We start from the raw sequence: 3,969 nt of genomic DNA, 5'->3' as shown, positions 1-3,969 counted from the left end.
GAGCCGACTACTACGAGAAGTCGGCTCTGTTTTTAGGATCGATCGAGACATCGGGTAAAAGCGATCGTCATGGTTCTACCTAAGAGGATGTTTGGAAATACGGAGATCCCCCTGCTTGTCTTGACGCACACAACCTGGAGGTTCCCTCCAGGTCGATGCGTCGCTGGTGCAACGCACGCTGTAGGCGTTGGCGTTGGCGTAAGCCTGCCGTAGGCACAGCCTCTCCGTTCGCGCAGCGTCTCGCAGAGAAGGAGATCCGAAGCGAGACGTGTCGAAGACGGGAACCGCTCCCTTCGGGAAGGCTTCGCCAACAGCGCGTAGGGCTTTGCCCCGCCGAAGGCGTATGCATCCGCTAAATCCCCCTTTTCAAGGGGGACTTTGACCGGATCTGAGCAAGCTTTTTAAGGGGGTTTGGGGGATTAAGATCTAGAAATGCAGCCTAGCCGACTTGTGTCACAGTAGCTTTTTAAGGAGAGCTAAGGGGGATTGCTAGGGACTAAGAGTGCTATCTTGTACTTTTCAAACATTCTCTTAGATCGGCAATTTCTGCTCGATATGTTCGCAATAATAAAACCTTTATTCCCACAGTCTTCGACCCTGACGAGTCTGTAATTTCTCGTGGGTATCTGCCAATAACTGCGGAATGTTCAACTCCTGCGGACAACGGGGCAAACAATCTCCACATTCATTGCAACGATTGGCTTTCGTTCCTGGAAACCAATGTCCGGCATTTTCAAACATCTGATAGCGATATTGGCCGTAATCGGTCATTTCATAAGCCACCGCTAGATTTCGCAGCCGCAAGACTTCGGGAATATTAATCTGGGCAGGGCAGGGTAAACACGCATAACATTGACTGCACAGATCGGTATTGAGACTAGTTTGTAATTGCTGCTCTAATCGATCGATTATTCCATGCTCCTCAGCCGTCAACGGATAGTCAGCGTCGGCGATATCGAGTGAGGGATAGAGTTCGTCAGGATTGGCGGCACCGAGACTGAGGGTGCTAATTCGATCGTCAGCTAATAGCCAGCGATAATTAAAGGCTAATGGTGTCAATGGCGCGCATAATTCGACTAAGTTCGGTGGCGGGGTGTAGAGTTTGCCGCCTTTATCTGCGGGGGAAATGATAAATATCCCCATGTCATATTTATTCGCCAACTCGATCGCGGGAGCCAGTCGTTGGTAGAAGTAATAATAATGTAGGTTGATAAATTCAAATAACTGGGTATCGATCGCCTCTAAAATCAGCTCTAAACTGCCGTGAGTCGAAAAACCGACGTGTTTGACCTTACCAGCCGCGATCGCATCGGCAATCGCCCTGTAGCAACCATTTTTGACCCACTCTAAATGTTCGGGTGTATTAATGCCGTGGATGCCCACACAGTCGATGTAGTCTACTTGCAAACGTGCCAGCGATTCATCGATCCACTGTGCCATCAACGCTCGATCGGGTGTCGGCGGTAACTTGGTAGTAATGTATAGCTGAGATCGATCGATTGGTAATTGGCGTTGCAAAGCTAGCCCCAAATATGTCTCACTTTGGCCGTAACCTCTGGCTGTCTCTAGATGGTTGATGCCCAGTTCGACGGCTTTGCTCACGGTTTGATAGGCTATTTCTGGATTAGCCAAACACCGCATCGTCCCCAGTGAGAATGCCGAAACTAATAGATTGGTGCGACCAAAACGACGATAGTGCAATGGGGAATACAGGGCGAAAAAATAGAGAGGCAATTCATTTATTTTACGCGATCGAAGATGGTCGATCGTCGAATTTAATCGGCATTACCGATTTGAAGTATGACTTGCTGCTTCTAGATCTCTTCTCTCCCAACTCCCAACTCAGATTAATCAATCCCCAAATAAGCTTCAATCACGCGCGGATCGTTTTGGACTTTTGTCGGCGTACCATCGACGAGATTAGTGCCTTCAGCCAGCACCCAAACTCGATCGCAGAGTGTCATAATCACATCCATATTATGTTCGATAATCAGGAAAGTCAGACCATCTTTCCGCCAATTGAGAATGTGACCGCAAATATCTTCAATTAAGCGGGGATTAACGCCCGCCGCTGGTTCGTCTAGTAAAATCAACTGCGGATCGGCCATTAATGCGCGACCGATTTCGAGGAGTTTCCGCTGCCCTCCCGATAAACCACCAGCATAGTCATTAGCTTTGGCACTCAATCCTACTGAAGTCAGGATCGACATCGCCTTGTCTTTCAATTCCCGTTGCTGTGACTGGACGAGTTTTGGTTGCAACAATACTTCCCAAATCTTCTCACCCGCTCGATCTTTGGCTCCCAATAGCATATTTTCCAATACGGACATTCTAGACAAAGCTTTAGCAACCTGAAATGTCCGTACCATCCCCAATCTCGCAATTTGATGGGGTTGCAGGGTATGAATTAACTTACCATTTAATTTAATTTGACCGGAATCTGGCCGAATAAAATTGGACAAAAGATTGAAAAAAGTCGTCTTACCAGCTCCATTGGGGCCGATTAAGCCAGTAATACTGCCAGTCGCGACTTCTATTCCGGCTGTTTGTACGGCTTTGACACCACCAAAAGTTTTACACAATCCCGTAGCAGCAAGTAATGGTTGCGTAGACATCGGCACGTAATTATTAGACATAGGGATTAGGTTTTAGGCTTTAGGCTTTAGGAATTAGGCTTTAGAGGGTTACATTACTCTCTTTGCGCTCCAAGATCGAAGCTATTTTGCTGCGATGAGAGTGTGTATTAAACACAGAGGTACACAGAGGACTCATGGAGGTACACAGAGGAAAGTCTCTAGTCTTTTTACGGGAAGGGAGTATTTACAACCATCACGAAAAAAATCATTAAACTATCAATTATCAATTAATTTACTTGCCCAACGTTAATTCTTCCTTTTTACCCAAAATACCTTGGGGACGCAAGACCATAATCAGCATTAAAACTAGACCGATAATCATCACGCGGAAGGCACCTTGTTGCGTTTCATCTAGATGCATCGCCCGAAAGACAGCCTTGAATGATTCATCGCGGGTAATGGAATTATAACCCCAGAAAATAATCGCGCCGATAATCGTACCGAGGTTATTACCCGAACCGCCGAGCATGACAATAATCCAGGCATTAAAGGTAATTAGTGGCTCGAAATTATCAGGAAAAACTGTACCATTCCAGGCATAAAAGGCTCCAGATAGACCCGCGATCGCACCGCCGAGCATGAAGGCTTGGAGTTTGTACCAAAAGACATTTTTACCCAGAGCTTTGGGTACTTCTTCATCTTCCCGAATTGCTTTTAAGATTCTACCCCACGGCGAATGTACCAACTTTTCGAGGCCGATATAGACGATCGCCAAGGCTGTCAAAGTCAGCAACATCAAGCCAGCACGCGGGTCATAAGTATAGAGCGATAATGCACCGCAAATGTACGCTGTCAGGACAAAAGCGATCGCGATCGCACCACCAATTAGCCGCGAAGTTTCTACCCGCATCCATAGCCACAATCGCCATAATGCCAACCCACAAATCGCTGTCAACCAGATAATTAAACCGATTCTCACGGGATACTCAGGCTTGAAATTAAATGGGACTGGATAGCCTTGTACTCCGAATGTCCCTTTGGTGAGCCAAGCTTCATTTTTGGCTACCAAGCGGACTAATTCTGATACCCCGATGGTAACAATCCCCAGATAATCTTCCCGCAGTCGCAAGGTGGAAATGCCAATTAGCAGTCCTAGCAGTGCAGATAAACCAGCCCCGATAAGTACGGCGATCGGGATTGGGACGCCCTGCATGGACAGCAACACGGTAGAATAAGCTCCGATCGCCATAAACGCGACATGCCCGAAGTTAATCAACCCAGTCACGCCCCACTGGAGATTTAGTCCCAAACTAAACAGGGCATAGGTGGCAGCAGAAATCGTCAAGAAGACAAAGTAAATGACCATCAGGCAGAATTTATGAGTTATCGATCG

The 3,969-nt window shown here is 47.2% G+C and carries 3 protein-coding genes; all 3 read right to left on the bottom strand.

The genetic code is table 11. The features are described 5' to 3' along the window. Window positions 1-576: 576 nt before the first annotated feature. The gene (locus RMO84_RS07640) at window positions 577-1,701 is read right to left on the bottom strand and encodes an aldo/keto reductase (protein ID WP_310487868.1); all 1,125 of its coding nucleotides are present in this window, start codon (window positions 1,699-1,701) and stop codon (window positions 577-579) included. A 146-nt stretch (window positions 1,702-1,847) separates the two neighbouring features. After that, window positions 1,848-2,636, bottom strand: coding sequence for an ABC transporter ATP-binding protein (locus RMO84_RS07635; protein WP_310487867.1), 789 nt, complete (start codon window positions 2,634-2,636; stop codon window positions 1,848-1,850). A 232-nt stretch (window positions 2,637-2,868) separates the two neighbouring features. Beyond that, entirely contained in the window at window positions 2,869-3,942 is a 1,074-nt protein-coding gene (locus RMO84_RS07630; RefSeq protein WP_310487869.1) for a branched-chain amino acid ABC transporter permease, read from the bottom strand. Between the last annotated feature and the right edge of the window lie 27 nt (window positions 3,943-3,969).

Origin of the sequence: Chamaesiphon sp. VAR_69_metabat_338 (assembly GCF_031423935.1) — a bacterium.
Lineage (GTDB): Bacteria > Cyanobacteriota > Cyanobacteriia > Cyanobacteriales > Chamaesiphonaceae > Chamaesiphon.
The sequence above is the reverse complement of the archived record's forward strand: the minus strand, read 5'-3'. Positions and strand labels throughout refer to the sequence as shown.

Bases quoted from the DNA above. Each gene is read 5' to 3' on its own strand.
- RMO84_RS07635 (WP_310487867.1), bottom strand. From the start codon at position 2,636: ATGTCTAATAATTACGTGCCGATGTCTACGCAACCATTACTTGCTGCT.
- RMO84_RS07630 (WP_310487869.1), bottom strand. From the start codon at position 3,942: ATGGTCATTTACTTTGTCTTCTTGACGATTTCTGCTGCCACCTATGCC.